At 39.6% G+C, this 19,465-nt stretch carries 16 protein-coding genes; 7 read left to right on the forward strand and 9 right to left on the reverse strand.

All coding sequences use genetic code 11. The features are described 5' to 3' along the window. The first annotated feature begins 373 nt into the window (after positions 1 to 373). Complete coding sequence (locus VB733_RS06845) at positions 374 to 763, forward strand: response regulator (protein WP_323339337.1); 390 nt, start codon at positions 374 to 376, stop codon at positions 761 to 763. Between the two features lie 539 nt (positions 764 to 1,302). On the opposite strand, the gene nifH is transcribed toward VB733_RS06845, so the two are convergent. The 3 genes from nifH to VB733_RS06860 form a co-directional block, all read right to left on the reverse strand. Then, entirely contained in the window at positions 1,303 to 2,193 is an 891-nt protein-coding gene (nifH, locus tag VB733_RS06850; protein WP_323339338.1) for a nitrogenase iron protein, read from the reverse strand. Positions 2,194 to 3,089: 896 nt separating this feature from the next. Further along, positions 3,090 to 5,531 (reverse strand): dynamin-like GTPase family protein, encoded by a 2,442-nt coding sequence (locus VB733_RS06855; protein ID WP_323339339.1) that lies wholly within the window; start codon positions 5,529 to 5,531, stop codon positions 3,090 to 3,092. Positions 5,532 to 5,706: 175 nt separating this feature from the next. Further along, complete coding sequence (locus VB733_RS06860) at positions 5,707 to 7,017, reverse strand: hypothetical protein (RefSeq protein WP_323339340.1); 1,311 nt, start codon at positions 7,015 to 7,017, stop codon at positions 5,707 to 5,709. 90 nt (positions 7,018 to 7,107) lie between these two features. On the opposite strand from VB733_RS06860, the gene VB733_RS06865 reads away from it, so the two are divergent. Beyond that, positions 7,108 to 7,338, forward strand: coding sequence for an NAD(P)-binding protein (locus VB733_RS06865; protein WP_323339341.1), 231 nt, complete (start codon positions 7,108 to 7,110; stop codon positions 7,336 to 7,338). A 7-nt stretch (positions 7,339 to 7,345) separates the two neighbouring features. Here the strand turns inward: VB733_RS06865 and VB733_RS06870 are convergent, their stop codons facing one another. Beyond that, entirely contained in the window at positions 7,346 to 8,020 is a 675-nt protein-coding gene (locus VB733_RS06870; protein ID WP_323339342.1) for an HAD family phosphatase, read from the reverse strand. A 147-nt stretch (positions 8,021 to 8,167) separates the two neighbouring features. Here VB733_RS06870 and VB733_RS06875 point away from each other — a divergent pair, with 147 nt between their 5' ends. Further along, complete coding sequence (locus VB733_RS06875; RefSeq protein WP_323339343.1) at positions 8,168 to 8,959, forward strand: glucosamine-6-phosphate deaminase; 792 nt, start codon at positions 8,168 to 8,170, stop codon at positions 8,957 to 8,959. Here the strand turns inward: VB733_RS06875 and VB733_RS06880 are convergent. Together VB733_RS06880 and VB733_RS06885 are read right to left on the reverse strand one after the other, a co-directional pair. Beyond that, a complete protein-coding gene (locus tag VB733_RS06880) occupies positions 8,937 to 9,389 on the reverse strand; it encodes a GNAT family N-acetyltransferase (protein WP_323339344.1) in 453 nt (150 codons plus the stop codon). The two genes, VB733_RS06875 and VB733_RS06880, sit on opposite strands and share 23 nt — an antisense overlap. Before the next feature lie 38 nt (positions 9,390 to 9,427). Then, positions 9,428 to 10,441, reverse strand: coding sequence for an aromatic ring-hydroxylating dioxygenase subunit alpha (locus VB733_RS06885; RefSeq protein WP_323339345.1), 1,014 nt, complete (start codon positions 10,439 to 10,441; stop codon positions 9,428 to 9,430). 331 nt (positions 10,442 to 10,772) lie between these two features. On the opposite strand from VB733_RS06885, the gene psb34 reads away from it, so the two are divergent. Continuing rightward, positions 10,773 to 10,952, forward strand: a complete 180-nt coding sequence (gene psb34 / locus VB733_RS06890; protein ID WP_096615406.1) for a photosystem II assembly protein Psb34 — start codon at positions 10,773 to 10,775, stop codon at positions 10,950 to 10,952. Between the two features lie 360 nt (positions 10,953 to 11,312). Next, the gene (locus tag VB733_RS06895; protein ID WP_323339346.1) at positions 11,313 to 13,487 is read left to right on the forward strand and encodes a tetratricopeptide repeat protein; all 2,175 of its coding nucleotides are present in this window, start codon (positions 11,313 to 11,315) and stop codon (positions 13,485 to 13,487) included. A 60-nt stretch (positions 13,488 to 13,547) separates the two neighbouring features. On the opposite strand, the gene VB733_RS06900 is transcribed toward VB733_RS06895, so the two are convergent. The 3 genes from VB733_RS06900 to hemL all read right to left on the reverse strand — a co-directional run bounded on the left by VB733_RS06900 (position 13,548) and on the right by hemL (position 18,095). Continuing rightward, positions 13,548 to 14,297 carry an FHA domain-containing protein gene (locus VB733_RS06900; RefSeq protein ID WP_323339347.1) on the reverse strand — a complete coding sequence of 250 codons (750 nt, stop codon included), beginning with the start codon at positions 14,295 to 14,297 and terminating at the stop codon, positions 13,548 to 13,550. A 475-nt stretch (positions 14,298 to 14,772) separates the two neighbouring features. After that, complete coding sequence (locus tag VB733_RS06905) at positions 14,773 to 16,380, reverse strand: serine/threonine-protein kinase (RefSeq protein WP_323339348.1); 1,608 nt, start codon at positions 16,378 to 16,380, stop codon at positions 14,773 to 14,775. Positions 16,381 to 16,796: 416 nt separating this feature from the next. After that, entirely contained in the window at positions 16,797 to 18,095 is a 1,299-nt protein-coding gene (hemL, locus tag VB733_RS06910) for a glutamate-1-semialdehyde 2,1-aminomutase (RefSeq protein WP_323339349.1), read from the reverse strand. Between the two features lie 108 nt (positions 18,096 to 18,203). Here hemL and VB733_RS06915 point away from each other — a divergent pair, with 108 nt between their 5' ends. Together VB733_RS06915 and hisIE are read left to right on the forward strand one after the other, a co-directional pair. Further along, the gene (locus VB733_RS06915) at positions 18,204 to 18,392 is read left to right on the forward strand and encodes a ChaB family protein (protein WP_323339350.1); all 189 of its coding nucleotides are present in this window, start codon (positions 18,204 to 18,206) and stop codon (positions 18,390 to 18,392) included. Between the two features lie 157 nt (positions 18,393 to 18,549). Beyond that, positions 18,550 to 19,200: a bifunctional phosphoribosyl-AMP cyclohydrolase/phosphoribosyl-ATP diphosphatase HisIE gene (hisIE, locus tag VB733_RS06920; RefSeq protein WP_323339351.1), complete on the forward strand. Its 651-nt coding sequence runs from the start codon at positions 18,550 to 18,552 to the stop codon at positions 19,198 to 19,200. The last annotated feature ends 265 nt before the right edge of the window (positions 19,201 to 19,465 follow it).

Consider the following 19,465-nt stretch of genomic DNA (forward strand, 5'->3'; position numbering starts at 1 on the left):
TTATTAACTTAATCAGATTTTTTTATCTATTTTCATACTCACCATCAAATAGTTTTTCTCTGCTAGATTATTCTGTCCTCGATTATTTTAATTCTGAATCAAATCAAAATAAGTTTGTTGAAAGACTTGACTCAAGTAACCATTTATTAGCATTATATTTGCTAGACAATTAGCTAGCTTGTAAATTTTCCCTATAAACAAGCGTGAACTAGCAACCTAGCAAGTAAAAGTTAACTCTCTCTCTGAATTCCATTCACATTTAGCTGCTTGGAATTAGACTTATGTATTTTATGAACAGAGAAAGAAGATTTTTAACCCATGCTCTGGTGTCTGTTTTTGTGTGTTCTTGATGTCTCGATTTTATGGTTTACTTATGTCACAGCAACCCAAAATTTTGGTAATAGATAAGAGTCCAAACGACCTGGAATGTATTAATTCTTGTCTCAAATCGTTGAATGTCGCCTGCATTTGTGCAAAAGAAGGAGTCAGAACATTAATCTTAGCGCAGTTACATCAGCCAAATATTATCTTTTTGGATACAACGCTAAGTGATTTAAGCACTTCTAAAGTAGTCAAAAATCTCAGGTCTAATACTAAAACATTAAACATTCCCATTGTCGGTTGTATCCCTGCGAAAACACAGCAAAATATTGATAGTTTGGTGATATCTGGGGTAAATGATTACATCCGTAAACCCTATGATGTCAGCAAAATTGAAGCTTCAGTCAATCATTTTTTAGGTTGGGAATATTCCTGTGTTTAACCTACCAATTTAATCACTGGAACAATTGAGTGATTTCTCAACTAAATTGTGCAGATGTGGTTTGATGATTGCATTTAGTATTCGTATAAAAATAAATTGAACAAGTAGTGTGGAGAGGACTTTTCGGGGAGATATTCTTCACGGAAGACTCCGGGACATCTTGCCCACCTTTGGGAAATAGCAAGCCATACGCTTGGGAAATAGCAAGCCATACGCTTAGTAAATAGCAAGTCATACGCTTGGGAAATAGCAAGTCATACGCTTGGGAAATAGCAAGCCATACGCTTAGTAAATAGCAAGCGAGACGCTTGCACTACTTATTTTTATATGATTCATTATGCGACTTCAGACTACTTCTGCTCAATAAATATAAAAATATAATTAGATATTATTGAACAAACTAAACACAAACGCAAAAATAGGGAACTGAGGAAGAACTTTCGTATATTCCCCAATCCCTTATTACCAAATCAACCAATTATCAGATAGAAATTAATACTACCCAAGCATTCCTACATTACTTGGGGTTCCCAATGTTCTTACTTTTTCAGTGCTGCGTCTTGAGAAGCAATTAATTTTGCTGCATTTTCTTCGCTTTCAAGAATACCAAACTCAATCAACAATTCTTCCAACTCTTCCATCTCGATGGGTGTGGGAATATCTAATTCCTTGTTATTAATGATTTTCTTCGCAAGTGTGCGGTATTCGTTACTTTGGTTGCTTTCAGGAGCATACTCGTTTACTGTCATCCGACGCAATTCTGCGTGTTGAACAATGTTGTCACGAGGTACGTAGTGAATCATTTTTGTATTCAACCGTGATGCTAGGGTTTCGATCAATTCGATTTCCCGGTCAGTGTTACGGCTGTTACAAATCAAACCACCTAAGCGGACACCACCTGAGTGAGCATACTTAAGGACACCACGAGCAATGTTGTTAGCAGCATACATCGCCATCATTTCACCTGATGTGACAATGTAGATTTCTTGTGCTTTACCTTCACGAATAGGCATAGCAAAACCACCACAAACAACGTCACCTAATACGTCGTATGATACGAAGTCGAGGTCTTGGTAAGCTCCGTTTTCTTCCAAGAAGTTGATCGCGGTGATGATACCACGTCCCGCGCAACCAACACCGGGTTCTGGACCACCAGATTCTACGCAGCGTACACCACGGAATCCGGTAAGCATGACTTCTTCAAGCTCGATATCTTCAACTGCACCACGTTCCGCAGCCAAATGTAACACGGTGGTTTGTGCTTTGGAGTGAAGCATTAAACGGGTACTATCTGCCTTGGGGTCACATCCAACAATCAGAATGCGTTGTCCCATTTCAGCCATTGCAGCTAGGGTATTTTGTGAGGTTGTGGATTTACCAATACCACCTTTACCGTAAAATGCTATCTGTCTAATATTGTCTTGCGACATGATGGGTTTTTCTCCTGTAATTGTTGGATTTGGTTGGTATTTTGAGTCGAAGCGATCGCATTTTCATGCCATTTCCATCGTTCTCGATAAATCTGCTTGATGATGGCGAAATCACAAAATGCAGATAATCAAGTGCAATATCTACAAGTATTTGCAGAGTATTTGCGATCGGAAATGAAGATGATTGCGGTATACAATTACACATCAACTGGATGACAGCTAATTCTTCTGTAGAAACCGATAAGTTGCGTCTCTACAGCTTTATATGCATCATGTTTCTGTTTCACTGTTGGAAAGAAAATGTCCTAGACAAATTGTTTCCCATCGACATAATTTGAAGCAATTGGCAATAGTGCTAGCGTCATTAGGTAATTCAAACCAGCGACACTATGTTGGGGAATCTAACTGTAACGTTCAGGAGCCTACCCGGAACTATTTTCTGTATTTCTCAGATTCGCGACTTAACCATCAGTCGGAATTTTTATTGATGTGAAAAACATGTGGGCTTGTATTTCTCTATTAAAGTTAACCGGAGAGACTTTAGCTGTACATGTTAATACAAATAAAATCTTTTTAGATGTATCTGAATTTGCTGTCAATCATTTGCCTAATCATAATTATGGCAGTTGTTAGGTATTTTTCTTTTGGGATATATGATTGTAAATAGATATTTACTAGGTATTAATCGGGTTTTTAATTATTTATTATCTAATTAAAAAAATATGGTATTACCACAGTCACACAGCTTTTCATTCACAATAAAATTTGATAAATATTGAATTGAGCGCTTATATGCTGTAGCGGTTCTCGCTTGCAAATACACTAACCTAACCCCCAACCCCTTCCCTTGCAGGGAAGGGGAGCAAGATAAACTTCAATTTATTTTTATACGAATACTAAGAGTGATTTATAACTAATTCATCAGTCGCAGATAAGCTATCTATAGGCTCCATATTCACCTGACGCTCACTAATTTCTGGTAACAAATGCTGGTGTAAAGTCATTGCTTGTAAACAACTATTGATTGCTGATACAGCTTGGTTATAAGTATTAACTTTTTGAGCGATCGCCTCTAATAAACGCTGATTATGGAGAATTTTATCCTCAGCTTCTTTTTGCAAAGTTTTCTCTAAATAATTACGGGCATTGATATATTCCTGTAAAATTAATTCGGCGTGTTTATCAGCCATTGGTAATAATTGTGTTTTCAGGGTTTGATTAATTATTTGGCGAAAGCTTCTGCGAATTGTTTCTGATACTTTCGGATCAAAATCTAACTTTAAAAGTTGACGAATTGCCGGCTCCGCTTCAACAACACTTTCACTGTCATAACCTTGAGAAGTTTGCATTAATGTTTGGCGAAATTGGTAGATTGAAAAAGTTCCTTCATCATAGAATCTAGGACTTTCGCGCACAAAGCGATCGCATTCCACCCGTGCAGCATTAATTAGGGCAGAAATGACTTCTTTTTCGATTTTTTCGAGTTCGTTTTTGATGCCAGCATCATTACCAAGTAATCGATATAATTGACGGTAATATTCTGAGGTTTGCACTCGTTCTGTTAAACCTTGAAATAAATTTTTAATTACTTCTAAGGTAGATTGAGCAAGAATATTTTCTAATTGATTAGCGAGATAATAAAAAGCTTCGACTAAAATTGCTAATAGTGGAGCCGTTGCATTGCGAGGATGACTAATTGTTGCCTGTCGGTAAGCTTCGGCGACTGAAAATGTATCTAGTAATTCATCTAAGCGACGAATCATTTTTGACTGAAGTTGTCGAAAATCAGCTTCAAAACTATGACAACCACTATTAACTATATTATTTACTTCTTCTGTAATATGCTGTTGAAACGCATTACCTGCTTCTTGTAGTTGCGAATTGAGACGCTGCAATTCATGGGCTTTCATTGCCTCAATTTCATGGGGTTGACTATCCAATTCTCGTTGTGTTGCTTGGTAATGATTTTTGAGTTTAATACAAATATGCTCTAAGTCATCAGCAAGATTTTTAAAAAGCTGTGGACGTTTTTCTTCCGTTAAATATTTCGTAATTGCATTTCTAAATTCCTCTACGCCACTATCACGAATTAATTGATTAATCAGTGGTGTTCCCTGCTCGCTTAAAATCCGCAAATAATTCTCATTGGGAGTTTCATAGCTATTTACGGAAATTCGGAATTGATTCGGAGATAATTTTCCCGAATTAGCACAATAGCGGTTAAATTCATTGACAAATTGTGGTGTTTCTTCCTCTCCATGCAAACTTTTAATACTTTCTACAAAAACAGAATCTAACCCAAAGCGATCGCTACGATTTGTTTGTTTAATTTGACTGCCATAAAAACCTAATAAACCACTAGTTTTATAGACTCTATTACTATCGCGAAATTGTGAGTTAATTAAATCATCTAAACGCTGGCGTAGCTGTGTATTATACCAAGTTTCATCAATACGATTAAAAATATAAAAAACGCGATCGCGTATTCCCGAATTTTCTCGCATTGTCTCTAACAATTCAGTTTCTTCTTTTGTCATTTCACCTGTTGCCGCAGGTTTTAACACACATACCACCGCAGAAGTGTCGGGGTGCTGAATTTTTGCATAAGTCAATTCTGCGTCTTTGACAACGGGCGCATCAATTCCTGGAGTGTCAATAATGGTGTTTCCATCTTCTAATAAAGGATGATGACAATAATATTCAATTCGCTTTAAAACGGCGCTATTACTACCCCGGCGTGCATATCCAGCAGCTTCTTTGAGGTTGCTAAAGTTAAAAGCATCCATTGAGTATGTGGCATTATCAAGAGTATGAATGCTTTGTCGATTTGTGACATATCCTTCTAATAATAAAATTAAAGCTTTGGCTTGTTTGGCACGCTCAGATTTACTTTCGCCTCCTTCCTGCTGAATAATTGTTTTACATCCCTGCTGTAAGAGTTCAATTACTTCAGTTTGGTTGATATTAGTAACAGTGGTAAAACCCAATTTATTACATAACGAAATCGCTTGTTCGCGTATTTCGACTTCACTTAAAAATGTTAAAATTACTCTTTCTTTATCTGCCTCTGCATATTCAATTTTACATTCTGTTCCCGTTGCATGTCCCTCGGCACTGTAAAGTAATTCACGTTCTAGAAGTGCATTAATTAACATTGATTTTCCGGCACTAAACGCACCTGCAAACACAATTTCAAATTTAGGTGCGATCGCTTTATTTAAAGAAGTTTGTACTGCTGAAATATCGTGAGAACGCAATGCTGTTTCTTCATTTAAAAGTTCTAATAGCAACTCGACTTGCGATTTCAGATTTTGACATTGTGGAGGAATCAATGGCATTTTACACACCTGAGAATAATTGATGACTTACTGACTTTTATTGTAAGAATGATTGTCTCTTGTCCGGTTCAGTATAATTACACAGACAAAAATAAATAATTCCATCTTTAATTATTTAATATTTAGGTAGGTACACCCTTAAAATTTAGTCCAAATCACTTTTTTTAGTATGTGACTAAGGTTGCAATTCCTGAATTTGTTTATTTTCTAATTCTTCTAATCTCACAAAATCTGTGGGGATTTCATTGACTTTTAACTGAGTGAATGAAGGCATTTTATTCATTCTTTCAGTTTTGTTTATCTGTGGAAATTTTTTGGAAGCATTAATTTTTATCTGGGTAGAATCAGACACTTGAGAAATATTAACCAATCGCTTAACTTGATTATCAGACTGAGAAATATTAGATTTAGAATTATTCACAACTAGTAATTTCTGTGGCTGACTTTCCAGTAGAGATTTTTTTTGTTTCCATAGAGCCATTTGTTGGTTGGCTTGTTGATACAATGGTCGCTCTTTACCAATAAGACTCGCTTCATTAATTGCCATTTCTAAAGAAATCGCATCATTTTTTGCTGCTAATTTTTTGGCACTATCTAAGTAAGAACTATCTTCCGAAGTTGCAATCTTATGTTCAATAGTCTGGATTAATTTATCAGCTTGCTGACGGTGTCCCTCTGAGATAACCATACTTGCTTCAATTAAAGCCGATCGCATATCATCTATGTTGCTAGAATTAGCTAGAGTACGGGCTTTTTCTAGTTGAGCTTCGTCTTCTTGTAATTGACTAGCATCAAATATCGATGGATTGCTATCAGTTTCTGATTTTGCCAGATTTGCCTCCTGTTCAGCTTTTTCTTTTGCTTCCTTCGACTCCTTCGCACTTTGGATATTGTAGATTAATTCTTGATATTTTTTAGATGCCCAATATTGATTATTTAATTTTTTTAATTCTTGAGCTTTGACAAATATCAAATACGAAGTTTTTGAGTCATTTTCTTCGTCTATTTTGGCAGCTACAGTTTTATATATATCCTCTGCTGTTGACCAAATATTTTGCCATTCTTGAGTTTGTTTTTTGGCAGACTGATATAGAGTTAGATGCCTGGGGATTACTTCCACTAGCTTGATTGCTCGTTCTAAATTACCTTCATGAAAAGCATTTTCGCTCAAATTTAAAAGTGCTTGCGACCATTTTTTGATTAATTGTTCGGCATTGGGACGCAAGGGATTATCTTTGGGAATTGAATTAGCTAATCGAATTGCTTGAGATAATTTTTCTGCATTTTGTTCGTCAGCAATTTTATTTGCACAATAAATAATTGTACTCGCTGCATCTTCCGAAAGTGAATCAGATTGGCAATTGGCAACTTCTGGCGATCGCGTTAAATACACAAATGCAGCTACTCCAACACCAGCAGTCAAGAGAAACATCGCCACAACGCCGACTACCCACCATTTGATTAGCTTGAGATACTGTAGATTCATAGATTACTCTGGGGAATTAACACTCTGATTTAGTGTTCCCATCAGTGGAGCAAATGTAACTACAAACTTTCATCAACAAATAAGGAAATAATGGTGCAAAATTATTATCCCCAAAGGGAAAAATATTTACCCATGAAAACAATTATCATCGGGGCTGGAATTACTGGTTTAACTTGCACTCGTGATTGTCTTGATGCAGGTATTGAGGTTGAAGTTTACGAAAAACAAGACTTGGAATCGATGCTTTCTGGTGCTTTTTGGGAACTCAAATTGGAAAAGTCTCTTAGAGACCTGGGGACACTAAGAAATAAACGGGCATAATCTCAACTCAAATTGTCACTAAATCACCTTCAATTAGCGAACTTAAAAATGTCCACAATTGCAAGTCTGTAAAGTCGGGTATTGCCATAAATGCACCGAGTTCACATAACTTTTGCGGGTCGTGGGTAGAAGCAATGCCAATTGTTTTAATCCCTGCACCCACAGCAGAACGAATCCCCGAAGGGGAATCTTCCAGAGCGATCGCATGTTCTAAATTCACTCCCAAGCGTTCGATGGCGACAGTATACGGGGTTGGATCGGGTTTGGCTGCGGCTTCGTCTTCTGCCAGAACAATTAGTTCAAATGTGGTTTCCAATCCCAAGATTTCCAACATAAAGATGGCATTGGCGCGGGGTGCATTTGTCACTAATCCAAGTTTGATTTCCTGGGATTCTGCCCAAGCTAAAAGTTCAGTTAATCCCCCTAATCGCTGTAAATTGGGAGTCATCTCTCGAAACATCGCCTCTTTCTCATCCGCAAATTCCATCGCTTCATCTGGTGATAATTGCGGCAAAATATTGGCAATTATTTCTGGATTCAAACCACCACTTATTTTTCTTTGATAATAGCTTTCATCAATCTCCATCCCATATCTACTCAGCATCTTCTGCCAAGCTAAAAAGTGGATGGGGTCAGTATTAACTAGAGTTCCATCTAAGTCAAACAGAAGTGCTGTTAGCATCGTATTGGGGCTATATGAATAATTATGAATTTTAATTACATAGTTTACATGATTTTCGGCGATCGCATTCACCGCACTCGGCGATACTATTCGATTGCGGGGACAAAATTATAATGAAGCTGCCATTTACAACTTGCCCACAGCCCTATGATTGCCCCTAAACACAATTTTCGCGTTGATCAACTCCAAGTAAATATTTACAATTCGGAAGCTGAGATTGCCCAAGGTGCAGCCGAAATAGTATCTAAGTATTTACATAATCTTTTATTAGACCAAGAAAAAGTTAGAGTATTATTAGCTACTGGTAATTCCCAACTGCAATTCTTAGAAGCTTTAATAGCCATTAATGGTTTCGATTGGTCGCGGGTCACTTGTTTCCATTTAGACGAGTATTTAGGAATTTCTGCCCATCATGCTGCGAGTTTTCGCTATTATTTGCGGGAAAAAGTCGAAAAAAGAGTTCATCCTCAAGAATTTAACTATATTCAAGGCGATACATTACAACCATTAGCAGAATGCGATCGCTATTCGCAACTTTTACAAGCACAACCAATTGATTTATGTTTACTGGGAATTGGGGAAAATGGGCATTTAGCTTTTAATGAACCATCAGTTGCAAATTTTACCGACCCTTATGGGGTTAAAATTGTGAAATTAGATGAATTAAATCGGCAACAACAGGTGAATACAGGGTATTTTGCCCATGTAGAAAATGTACCGCAGTATGCATTTACGGTGACAATTCCCATGATTTGCGCCAGCAAAAAAATAATTTGTCTCGCACCAGGACAACGCAAAGCGGAGATAATTAGAACTATGTTGCAAGGGGAAATTACTGAAGCTTGTCCAGCATCAATTTTACGTCAACAACAGCAAGCAAGCTTATTGTTAGATGTTGATTCGGCAAGTTTAGATATTAACAATCCCCATAACGCATAATTTTCAAAGAAATAATCGGGAAAATTCTCGTTATTAATTGGGTAAAACCAAACTTGCGTTTCAAGGGTGGTGGTAAGTCTGGTAATGACACTTCTACAAAACCCAAACGACTATAAAAACTGACTAACCAAGTCGCGCATTCTAAATAAAGTGGTTTTGTTGCTTGCTGAATGAGATGCTGGGTTAAATAGCTGCCGAAACCTTGTTTGCGCCATTTTTTTGCAACCACCAAACTACCGAGTTCCTGGGTTTCTCCATAGGAGCGTAATTGTCCACAAGCAATAATTTCTCCTGCACATACAATTACCCAAAAATTTAACCAGCGTAATTGTGTCGGTTCCAGTTTAGCAGAAAAAACTAATTGACGAATCTTCCAGATATCGCCGATATTTGCTGGACGCAGGTGACAGTTGGCAGGTAGATTTTGCATTGTGTGGCAGTCAGAAACAGTGAGATGATTTTAAGCCCCTAACTATGGGTTTGCTCAACTTCCCCATAAGCTTTCAACAGCGCTAAAAATTTCCTCCGCATCAAAATCCCCGGTTTATCGGTCATCATATGCTGTTCTTTACTAATATCAAGTGGCACATCAAAATCAGTAGTTTCTAAAATTGCCTTATCTTCTAAAGTTACCGCGCGATCGAAACTAACTACACTTTCGGCTTTAGTCTCGGCTTCAGTATCATTACGTAGACAAAACTGGACAATTTGTGAACTAGAATCATCAATGGGAACTGCGGTATTCACCACAATATGGACTAAACCATTGGGATAACCTATCCGTAATTGAGCGGTAAAAGGCATATACCAAGTCATGTGCATGGTTCGCACTGTTTTATTGGCTGTTAACTTTAAATTTTCTTGCTGCAACTTGGGATTTGTCACACCCAAAGTAGACCAAAATTCAATTCCCCATTCCCTTTCTTGTAATTCCATTCTATCGGGGGTTGGGTGTTCTTCACTACCAAAAGTTGTTGTGTGTACAAACGTTGGATGGGCAGTGTCAAATTCATTTTCCATTACCCGCAAACCAGCACATTTCCAAGTTTCATAAAATTCGGGAATTAGACGATAGTTAGCGTCTGTAGCTTCGGGAATATTAGGAATATCGCATAAAGGTTCACCCATACATACCCAGACATAACCATAACGCTCAGTACAAGCATAGGCACTAACTTTGTAGCTAGGGGAAATCATGCCTGCTTGCAATTGTGGTACATGGGTACAATTTCCCGTGCGATCGAATCTCCACCCGTGATAGGGACATTGAATGCAACCATCCGTGACTTTTCCCTGGGATAACTCAGCAGAACGATGACAACAGCGATTTTTGACTGCGGCGGGATTGCCTTGAGCATCTCGCCAGATGACAATTTTTTCCCCCAACAGGGTAAATTGTTGGGGAATACCATCAGTTAATAGATTTATCGGTAAAACTGGATACCAAAAGCGTTTGAATATCGGTTGTTTTGTGACCAACATAATGACAAGAAATTTAATCTACGTGTTTTTTATAATTAATATTCATTGTAATTCCCATTTGAGGAAAGTACATAGCTAGGACGCAATACCTTATACCCATTTACAATTTCAGCAGCATCAATTTGCTCTCCCAAATATTCTCTATACAGAGATGAACTAGTTTTTCTCTTGGTATCTCAATCATGACTCTTTGCTGATTTAATCATGATTTTGTTATAGCCTGGAGCTAGAGTTTTTGTAACGTTTTGTCTCTCAATTCCCAAGTAGATGTGACAATGTATGTAACATAAAGCGAAAGTAAAATTACAAAACTTAAAAAAGGAAAACGTTTATGCCCTACACAACAGAAGAAGGCGGTCTTTTGAATAACTTTGCCAAAGAACCCAAGGTTTATACAGCAGAAGCCCCTACTGATGGGCAAAAACGCAACTATATATTTCTGGGTATTGCTGCCGCTTTATTAGTTGCTGGGTTGATTGTTGTTGCGTACTCTGTTTCAAATTTTAGTTAAAAATAAACCTTAAAAGTAAAAATCTACTTAAGTAGTTAACAATAGGAAGCTAGCATCCAAAAACAGAATCATTTCTCCTGGCTCCTACTTTCCCTCAAAACTTGCTATCATTTTCAGGTTCCACATTCTGTGTGAGCCTGCTTTTTGTTTGGGAAACTCCCATAATCAACAAAGTGTAATTCAATACATTGATATTTACGAGAACTAAAATGCCTATTTATCCTGAGCAATGCGATCGCCAGATGAAAAACATAGACAGAGTCAGCCCAGTCTGCGGGTTTCCCCGGAGGATAACAGTTATCGGCTATCTGCACATATCACAACAGTGAAAATAAACTGCTATTTGGCGGTGATGCAACTATGAGCGTGAATGATACTACACACCCTGATAATTTTACCTGGAATAAACAGGTATATCACCGTCTCAAATTAGCTTTGGGTTTGGGTTTGCGGCGACAAATGTTTTTGGCTGTGTGTGACGATTTAAACCTGCGAAATCAGGTAGCGGCGAGGTTACACTCAACTCTAGCATACCCGGTGGGACAGGTTTTATACCAGCCAGCGAATTCATTGGAAACAAGTACCCCAGCATATCCGCGTTTGGTGACGCTCAGGTTAAATTTAAGTGACCCCAATCCCATTGCCCAAATCAATCAATGGCTAACTAATTACCCGCCGCCAATTGTTGGTGGCAGCAAAGATACTCCGGGTAGACCTTTACCAATTCCAGCATTTCAGATAGTTGGTACGGAACAGTTAACGCGCCAACCAGTGGCGACACAAAGATTATTTTTGCATTATTTGCGGTTGACGGAACAGCATTTGTCAGCCCCAGAGTCGAATTACTCCTTAGAATCAAGTTTATTACTGTGGGTTCCCCGTCCCTGGTTACATGCAATTCAACAATCTGCACCGCAGTTTTGGCGATGTCGGACTGGTGTATTTACCTTTGCAGGAGAACCGACACCAACCACTAAAACTAAGGGTTCTCCCGAAAGGTTTTCGAGTTCGCGGGTATTGGATACAGGTAGTCTGGAACAAACAATTCTCGATGATACGACTCCACCGGATGATTTTGATTTTCCCCTAGCCGATAAATCTACACACCGTAGTCACAAACCACAAGAACCAGCACCAAAATCTGAAGAGATGGCGGTGTCTGTATCCCCGGAAGAACCGCCCCAAGTCAAAGATATTTCGTCGGCGGCAACTGCAACCTCTGGTTTATCCCACATCACCCAGGAGTTAACGGAACTGGTTTTGGCTACAGCAGGTACATTTACCATCCAAAATGGGGAAATGGAACTTGCACCACAGCAGGTTTTAGCAGAAATCGAGAATTTGCATCAGCAGAAAGCTCCGGCAGAAAGTTTGGCAATTGCCTATCAAAAGTTGGGTAATTTGTATCGTTTGCAGATTGAACAAGGACATACCAACTTAGAAAATTTGATGGTGGCGATTATTGCTTATCAAGAGGCAATTACCTACGATGAAGCTTCACCCCAAGTTCCTGATGTTTTGAATGACTTGGGCACATTGTATTGGATGTTGTATCGAACTCCCCCTAATTCGGAAGAAGGACAATCTTATATTGAACAGGGAATCGAATTTTATCAATTAGCGTTAAAATTAATTTCCCCCGAAACCCATGCCGATACCTATGCGCGGGTGCAAAATAATTTAGGAACAGCCTATGGGGATTTGGCAAGATTTTCCAACCCCGCCGAAAACTGGCAGCAAGCTGTAGCCGCATATGGGGAAGCATTGCGGTATCGGACTGCGGAAATGGAACCACTTAAATTTGCTGCCTGTCAGAATAACTTGGGTACAGCATACTGGCATTTAGCGCAGTATAACTTACCGGCGGTACATTTGAAACGAGCGATCGCCGCCTATGGATTTGCTTTAGTTCACTATACACCCAAGACTGAGCCGCTAAAATACGGCATGATTAAGAATAATATTGGTACCGCATATTGGAATTTGGCACAGTATGAACAACCCAGCGAAAATTTACTTTTGGCAATAGAAGCCTATAGCGAAGCTTTAAAATTCCGCACTCCCACAAATCAAGCTGCGGCTTGCTCGGCGACACAAAATAATTTGGGTACAGCTTATTGGCATTTGGCAAATCAAGCTCAAACTCCTAAGGAAGAAAAATATAAGTATTTGCAAATGTGCATTAGTGCTTATCAAGAGGCTTTGGGTTTAGCACATTCTTTGAATGGAATGCCTTTGAGTTTTGATTTATTTGCTACTCATAATAACTTGGGATTAGCCCATTATCAACTGGTGACGGATGCTTATTATGAAGGTGAAAAAAGTGAACGTTCTCAACATCTCGAAGCGGCTTTAGAAAACCATTTACAGGCATTAAATGGGATGAGTAAACAACCGGAAACTTATCAAACAACCCTTGCTTATATCGTTAAAGCAATTCGAGCTTTCCATAATGAATTAGGCATCCAAGGACAAAATGTTGCACTATCAAAAGTACCAGGTGCATTATTACCAGAAATTTTACCGAAGTTGTAAATAGGGAACAATAAAATACTACAGTTCTAACAGCAATGCCCCAAAAAAATATATTCTCAACTATTTTTGGTAGGGACTATTGGGTGTTTGCTGGCTAAGAAAGTATTCGCGAATTTCTGGTGAGGGTTCAAGAGGAAATAGTTGCGATATTGGTGTATCGACACAATCCCTTTCGATATAACCGATACTCTTTAACATTTCTATCGTGCTATCCCAGTTTTCTGCCAAGAGCTTAGTTTTAGTTGTGTGATATCTTCCTAAATCAATATTTCGCTCTTGATTCGGAATTAGCTGCATCAGCAATTCTACGGCAACTGTTGGTAAACTTAAAGTCCTAGTATTTAAGAAAAAGTAAAAGACAACATTTCCCAAACGAATTTCATCACCATCTTTTAACTTCACCGGCTGAAATACACGTTCTCCATTGATATAGGAACCATTAGTGCTGTTGAAGTCAATCAAGCAAAAACTTTGTTCTGCATCTAGATATTGGATAGCTGCATGACGGCGGGATACATAGGTATCTGTCAAGTGTATCCCACTCGTGCGATCGCGTCCAATAGTCCAAATTTTTTGTGGCTGTTTTAAAGTCTGTGTTTCGCCTTGACACAAATTCGTAATTGCATAAGCTGTCGAATCATCGATGACACCTTGTAAGTAGAACGATTTCACCCCTGTCAATGAAGACTGATGTCCAGTCTCTAATTGAAGAATTTCATTCAATAGACTGCTGTTGTGTTCGTACAACTTCAGAAATGCCTGATATAACCTTAACCGACGTTCGAGTTCTACCTCTACAAACTCAGCCATAGTTTAGGTACTGTACATTAAATATTAAAAACTTTGAGATTGCATTTTTCCTGTCTGTCGTCAACTTTAGCAGGCAGAAATATCTAGTTATTTTTACCTTTTACTGTTTGTATTGATTCATAATTCACCCTGCATTGATGTTTACCCTTCCGATTGCGAAATACTTTTATAAAAAATTAGGATTGCGCTTCGATGTCCTATTATATACACTATATTCACTTTTCTAATCGATTATTTCTCAAAAAAATCTCAAAAAACAATTTAACCTTTTAGTATCAACATTTACAACTTCATCTACAAAATACTATTCCACGTTTTTATTCTCTGAAAAACTTTGGCAAGTAGTTACACTTAATATCTTTAGTTAAGTTTTTTCGGCTATATATTCACACTATATTTAATTTATGCTGCCAAAATAATTGAGAAAGATTCAAGATTTTGGGCTGGAAGATTCCGCAAAATCTCAAATCTCAAATTATAGTAAGCCGCGTTTCCCATTAGGACGTACCGTCATCCAGTTAGTCTTCGCAAGTGCCAACTGTTCATCAGAAATTTTGGCACCAGTGAGATTAGCGCCGCAAAGGTTTGCACCCCGAAGATTGGCGTTATTGAGGTAAGCATAGCTTAGGTCTGTACCTCGTAGGTCTGCTCCCTCTAAATCGGCATGGCTTAAATAAGCCTTACTCAAGTTGGCATCTCGAAGGTTGGCACGATTGAGACTGGCTCTGCCAAAGTCGCTATTAAATAAATTAGCTCCTTGAAGGTTTGCTCGTTCTAATACTGAAGAATGGAAATTCGTTCCCGATAAATCAATACCTTGGAGGTTGAGCAAACTCAAATTATATGAGGCAAAGTCTCTTCTCCCTTTGGTGTAGGCATTTCGCAAACCTTCAGTGTTTAACTGGCGAATGATTTGAGACTGGGAATTTTGGATGATATCAGTATTTTTGTTTTCCCAAGTATTAGTTTTTGTACCAACTAATCGATGGCTAGTGGCACCTGTCGCTTCTGCGACTTTGGCTCGTCTGGCTCGAATTGCGGCTGCTACCTGTGCAACTCCAGCACTCGAATGACTACCAGAAGAGTTGCTGTTGATTATTGCCGAATCATCCTGACGATTGTTAACTTGCTCTTTTATACCTCCTACGGGCTGTAATATCAGACTTTGGGCAAGACTATCGAGGTATGGTTCCATTTCCAAAGCTCGCAATACTTCGCCAGCATTTTGATAGCGATTGCGGACGGAAACCTCAAGCATTTTCCGCAGTACACGGGAAAGATGGGTACTGATTGGGACAAGATGTTCCCACATCATTTCTCCGGTTGTGGGATTGTAATCTAAATCCTTGGGAGATTTACCAGTTAGGAGATAAATGCAGGTGACACCCACAGCATAAATATCACTGGAGTAAACGGGGCGCATTGCCATTTGTTCTGGAGGTGCAAATCCCGGAGTCCCAATTGCATAGGCTGTTAAAGCAGTGTGCCCTGACTGGAGTGCTGCTGTTTGATTCACTTGGTTTTTGACTGCACCAAAATCAATCAAAACTAGTCGGCTATCTTGAGCGCGACGAATCAAGTTTGCTGGTTTGATATCGCGGTGGATAACTTTCTGTTCGTGAATGTACTGCAACAAAGGCATAATCTCCGTCAAGAATTGCTTGACGCTGGCTTCGCTAAGGGCACCTTGGGCTTTGACCTCTTGTTGTAAAGTGGCTCCGCTAATATATTCTTGAACTAGATAGAACTGTTCGTGGTCTTCAAAATAGTCAAGTAACCTGGGTACTTGAGGATGGTTGCCGATTTTGCCTAAGGTGACAGCTTCACGCTCGAATAGTTCTCGCGCCATCTGTAAAACATGTGGTGCGCTTCCCGAAGGACGAAGTTGTTTGATTACGCAGCTCGGTTCGCCAGGTAAGGATTCATCGCGAGCAATGAATGTTGCTCCGAAGCCACCTTGCCCTAGCGCTTTAATGACCCGATAGCGATCGCGTAATAATAAACGCGAGGCACAAGACTGACATCTTTCGCTATGGGTTGGGTTTTCTGGATTGGGACAGGTAGGATTTAAGCAGTAGCTCATGCACTGTTAACTCGCAGCACGAAAAAACGATGGAAGGAGAGCATATGAACCCTACTCTCAATTATTGAGATAAAATCCCCTTGTCACCAGGTCATTTTCGCTGGAAATCCCTTGAAGAGTTGCTGAAGATTACCTGGATTTACTTAAAGGACTCGTAAATACACTAGTTTCTGTCCCCTAAACTGTCCCAAAATTAAACGAGGGGATGCAAAAATATACTTAACTACGCCTATAATCTCCTGATTCAAGAGGTATTTGGCTATTGGAGATTTTTTTGTTGGCTGACTGGATAAATATACGTAAATTAATGGGCAATGGGCAATTTATCATACCCCTCCGCAAGGCTGATGGCGATGCGATTGGCGAGGGGTAAACTAGATAACTTTAATTTAATGCCCAATGCCCAATGTTCTTTTTTAGAGACTCGACATCACTTCTCTTGCGGCTGTAAGAGTTTTTTCAATGTCTTCATCTGTATGAGCGATCGCCGTAAAACCAGCTTCAAATTGCGATGGCGCGAGGTAGATGCCGCGTTCTAACATCCCCCGATGGAAACGTCCAAACTTCGCGGTGTCAGACTTTTTCGCATCTTCGTAATTGTGTACGGGACCGGAAGTAAAGAACAGACCAAACATCCCACTAATTTGACCACCGCAAGCTTCATGACCTGTTTCTTTGGCAATTTGCAGTAAGCCATCCGCCAGCTTTTTGGTGATGCGATCGAGGTATTCGTAAGTTCCTGGCTTTTGTAATAGTTCCAGTGTCTTAATTCCCGCAGTCATTGCTAAAGGATTTCCTGAAAGGGTTCCCGCTTGGTACATGGGACCTGCTGGTGCCACCATTGACATGATATCACGACGACCACCGTAAGCACCCACAGGTAAACCCCCACCAATAATTTTACCTAGGGTGGTGATATCGGGTGTGACACCAAATTTCTCCTGGGCACCTCCGTAGGCAATACGAAAACCAGTCATGACTTCGTCAAAAACTAGTAATGCTCCATGTTCGTGGGTAAGTTCGCGTAATCCTTCCAGGAAGCCAGCATCGGGGGTAATGAAGCCGGCGTTACCAACTACAGGTTCCAGAATAACCCCGGCGATTTCGTCAGGATTTTCTACAAATAGGGCTTTGACGGCTTCGAGGTCATTGTAGGGGGCGGTGAGGGTATTTGCTGTCGTGGATTTTGGTACGCCTGGGGAGTCGGGTAAACCGAGAGTGGCGACACCAGACCCAGCTTTGACGAGGAACATGTCAGCATGTCCGTGATAGCAACCCTCGAATTTGATTATTTTATCGCGTCCAGTAAAGGCGCGGATGAGACGGAGAACTGACATACAGGCTTCCGTTCCCGAATTCACGAAGCGTACCATTTCAATGCTGGGTACGGCATCAATCACCATTTCCGCCAGGACATTTTCCAGGATGCAAGGCGCACCAAAGCTAGTACCTTTATCTAAGGCGGCGTGGAGGGCACTAATTACTTCTGGGTGTGCGTGCCCACAGATGGCAGGACCCCAAGTGCCAACATAATCGATGTATTGATTGCCATCAACATCCCAAATATAAGCACCTTTGACATGATCGAAGACAATTGGCTGTCCGCCAACCGATTTAAATGCCCGCACTGGGGAACTGACTCCTCCAGGCATCAAATTTTGGGCAGCAGCAAAAATTTCTTGCGATCGCGTTGTTTTAATTGTGGTATTTACCAAGGTTCTCTCCCAAACAATGCTAAATATACAGCTTCTATCCTAGGATAGGCGTAAAAATGGCTCTAAATTTATATCCTAAAAGAATAGCTGAACCAAAAAAATAACGATATGTTATACAAATCTAACCAAGACTTGCCTGCGGAAATTCGCACTCGTTTTTCTGAAGCTTGTCAAGATATATATCGAGCCGCTTTTAACTCGGCAATCCATTGGTATGGCGAAGCTCCCAAAGCTCATCAAGTTGCTTTAAGTGCTGTGAAAATGCAGTCAATAATGCATAAAACCGTTTTTTTGTAAATAGCAAGTAAATAAAAAGTAACTAAAATAAAATCTCCAAAACAACCCCACAAAGTAGCAAAGAAAATATCAATTGCTCTACTATTTAATGTTATCGTAATTCTCTGGACTAAATAATTTGTCCCTTTTGTTTTACACCTTAGTTTAGACAACTGGTATGTCTTCTTCACATCTGCCTTCATTTAAAAATGCGATTCCAGTTGACAAAATTCGCTACGATGAGAAAGGTTTAGTACCTGCAATTGTCCAAGACTATCTGGATGGCACGATTTTGATGATGGCTTGGATGAATCGCGAATCGCTACAAAAGACCTTAGAGACTGGTGAGACGTGGTTTTGGAGTCGATCGCGTCAGGAATTTTGGCATAAAGGCGCAACCTCTGGGCATACCCAGAAAATACAAAGCATCCGTTACGACTGTGATAGCGATGCAATTTTAGTCACGGTAGAACAGATTGGTGATATTGCCTGTCACACGGGAGAGCGCAGTTGTTTTCATCAAATTGACGGCACTATTACCCCACCGCCAGCAGATACATTGTCTCAGGTCTTTGCAGTTATTTGCGATCGCCGGGATTATCCCAATGAAAGTTCCTATACTTGCAAATTATTAGCAGGTGGTGATAACAAAATTTTAAAGAAAATTGGTGAGGAGAGCGCCGAAGTTGTCATGGCTTGTAAAGACGATGATGCAGATGCGATCGCTGGAGAGGTTGCGGATTTGATGTATCATACTTTAGTTGCCTTGGCGCATCACAAAGTCGATATTAAGGATGTTTATCGCAAATTGCAAGCAAGAAGACGGTAGTTAAAGATAAGCTCAGTTTTCGGGTGGCGATCGTATTTTATATCTTAACTTTTCCCAATTTGAACTTGACTACAGTATTAGTGTAAAAATAAATTGAACAAGTAGTGTAGACAGCGTATCTCCTTCGGAGACGCTCCGCTAACGACTGAGCGCTCACGTCAAAGTCTTGCCCGCTTTTGGGAAATAGCAAGCGAGACGCTGGCACTACTTATTTTTACATGATTCCACAGCATAAATTTTTACAAATAGTTCGTTCACTCTGTCA

The organism is Calothrix sp. UHCC 0171 (assembly GCF_034931845.1).
Classification (GTDB): Bacteria; Cyanobacteriota; Cyanobacteriia; order Cyanobacteriales; family Nostocaceae; genus Brunnivagina.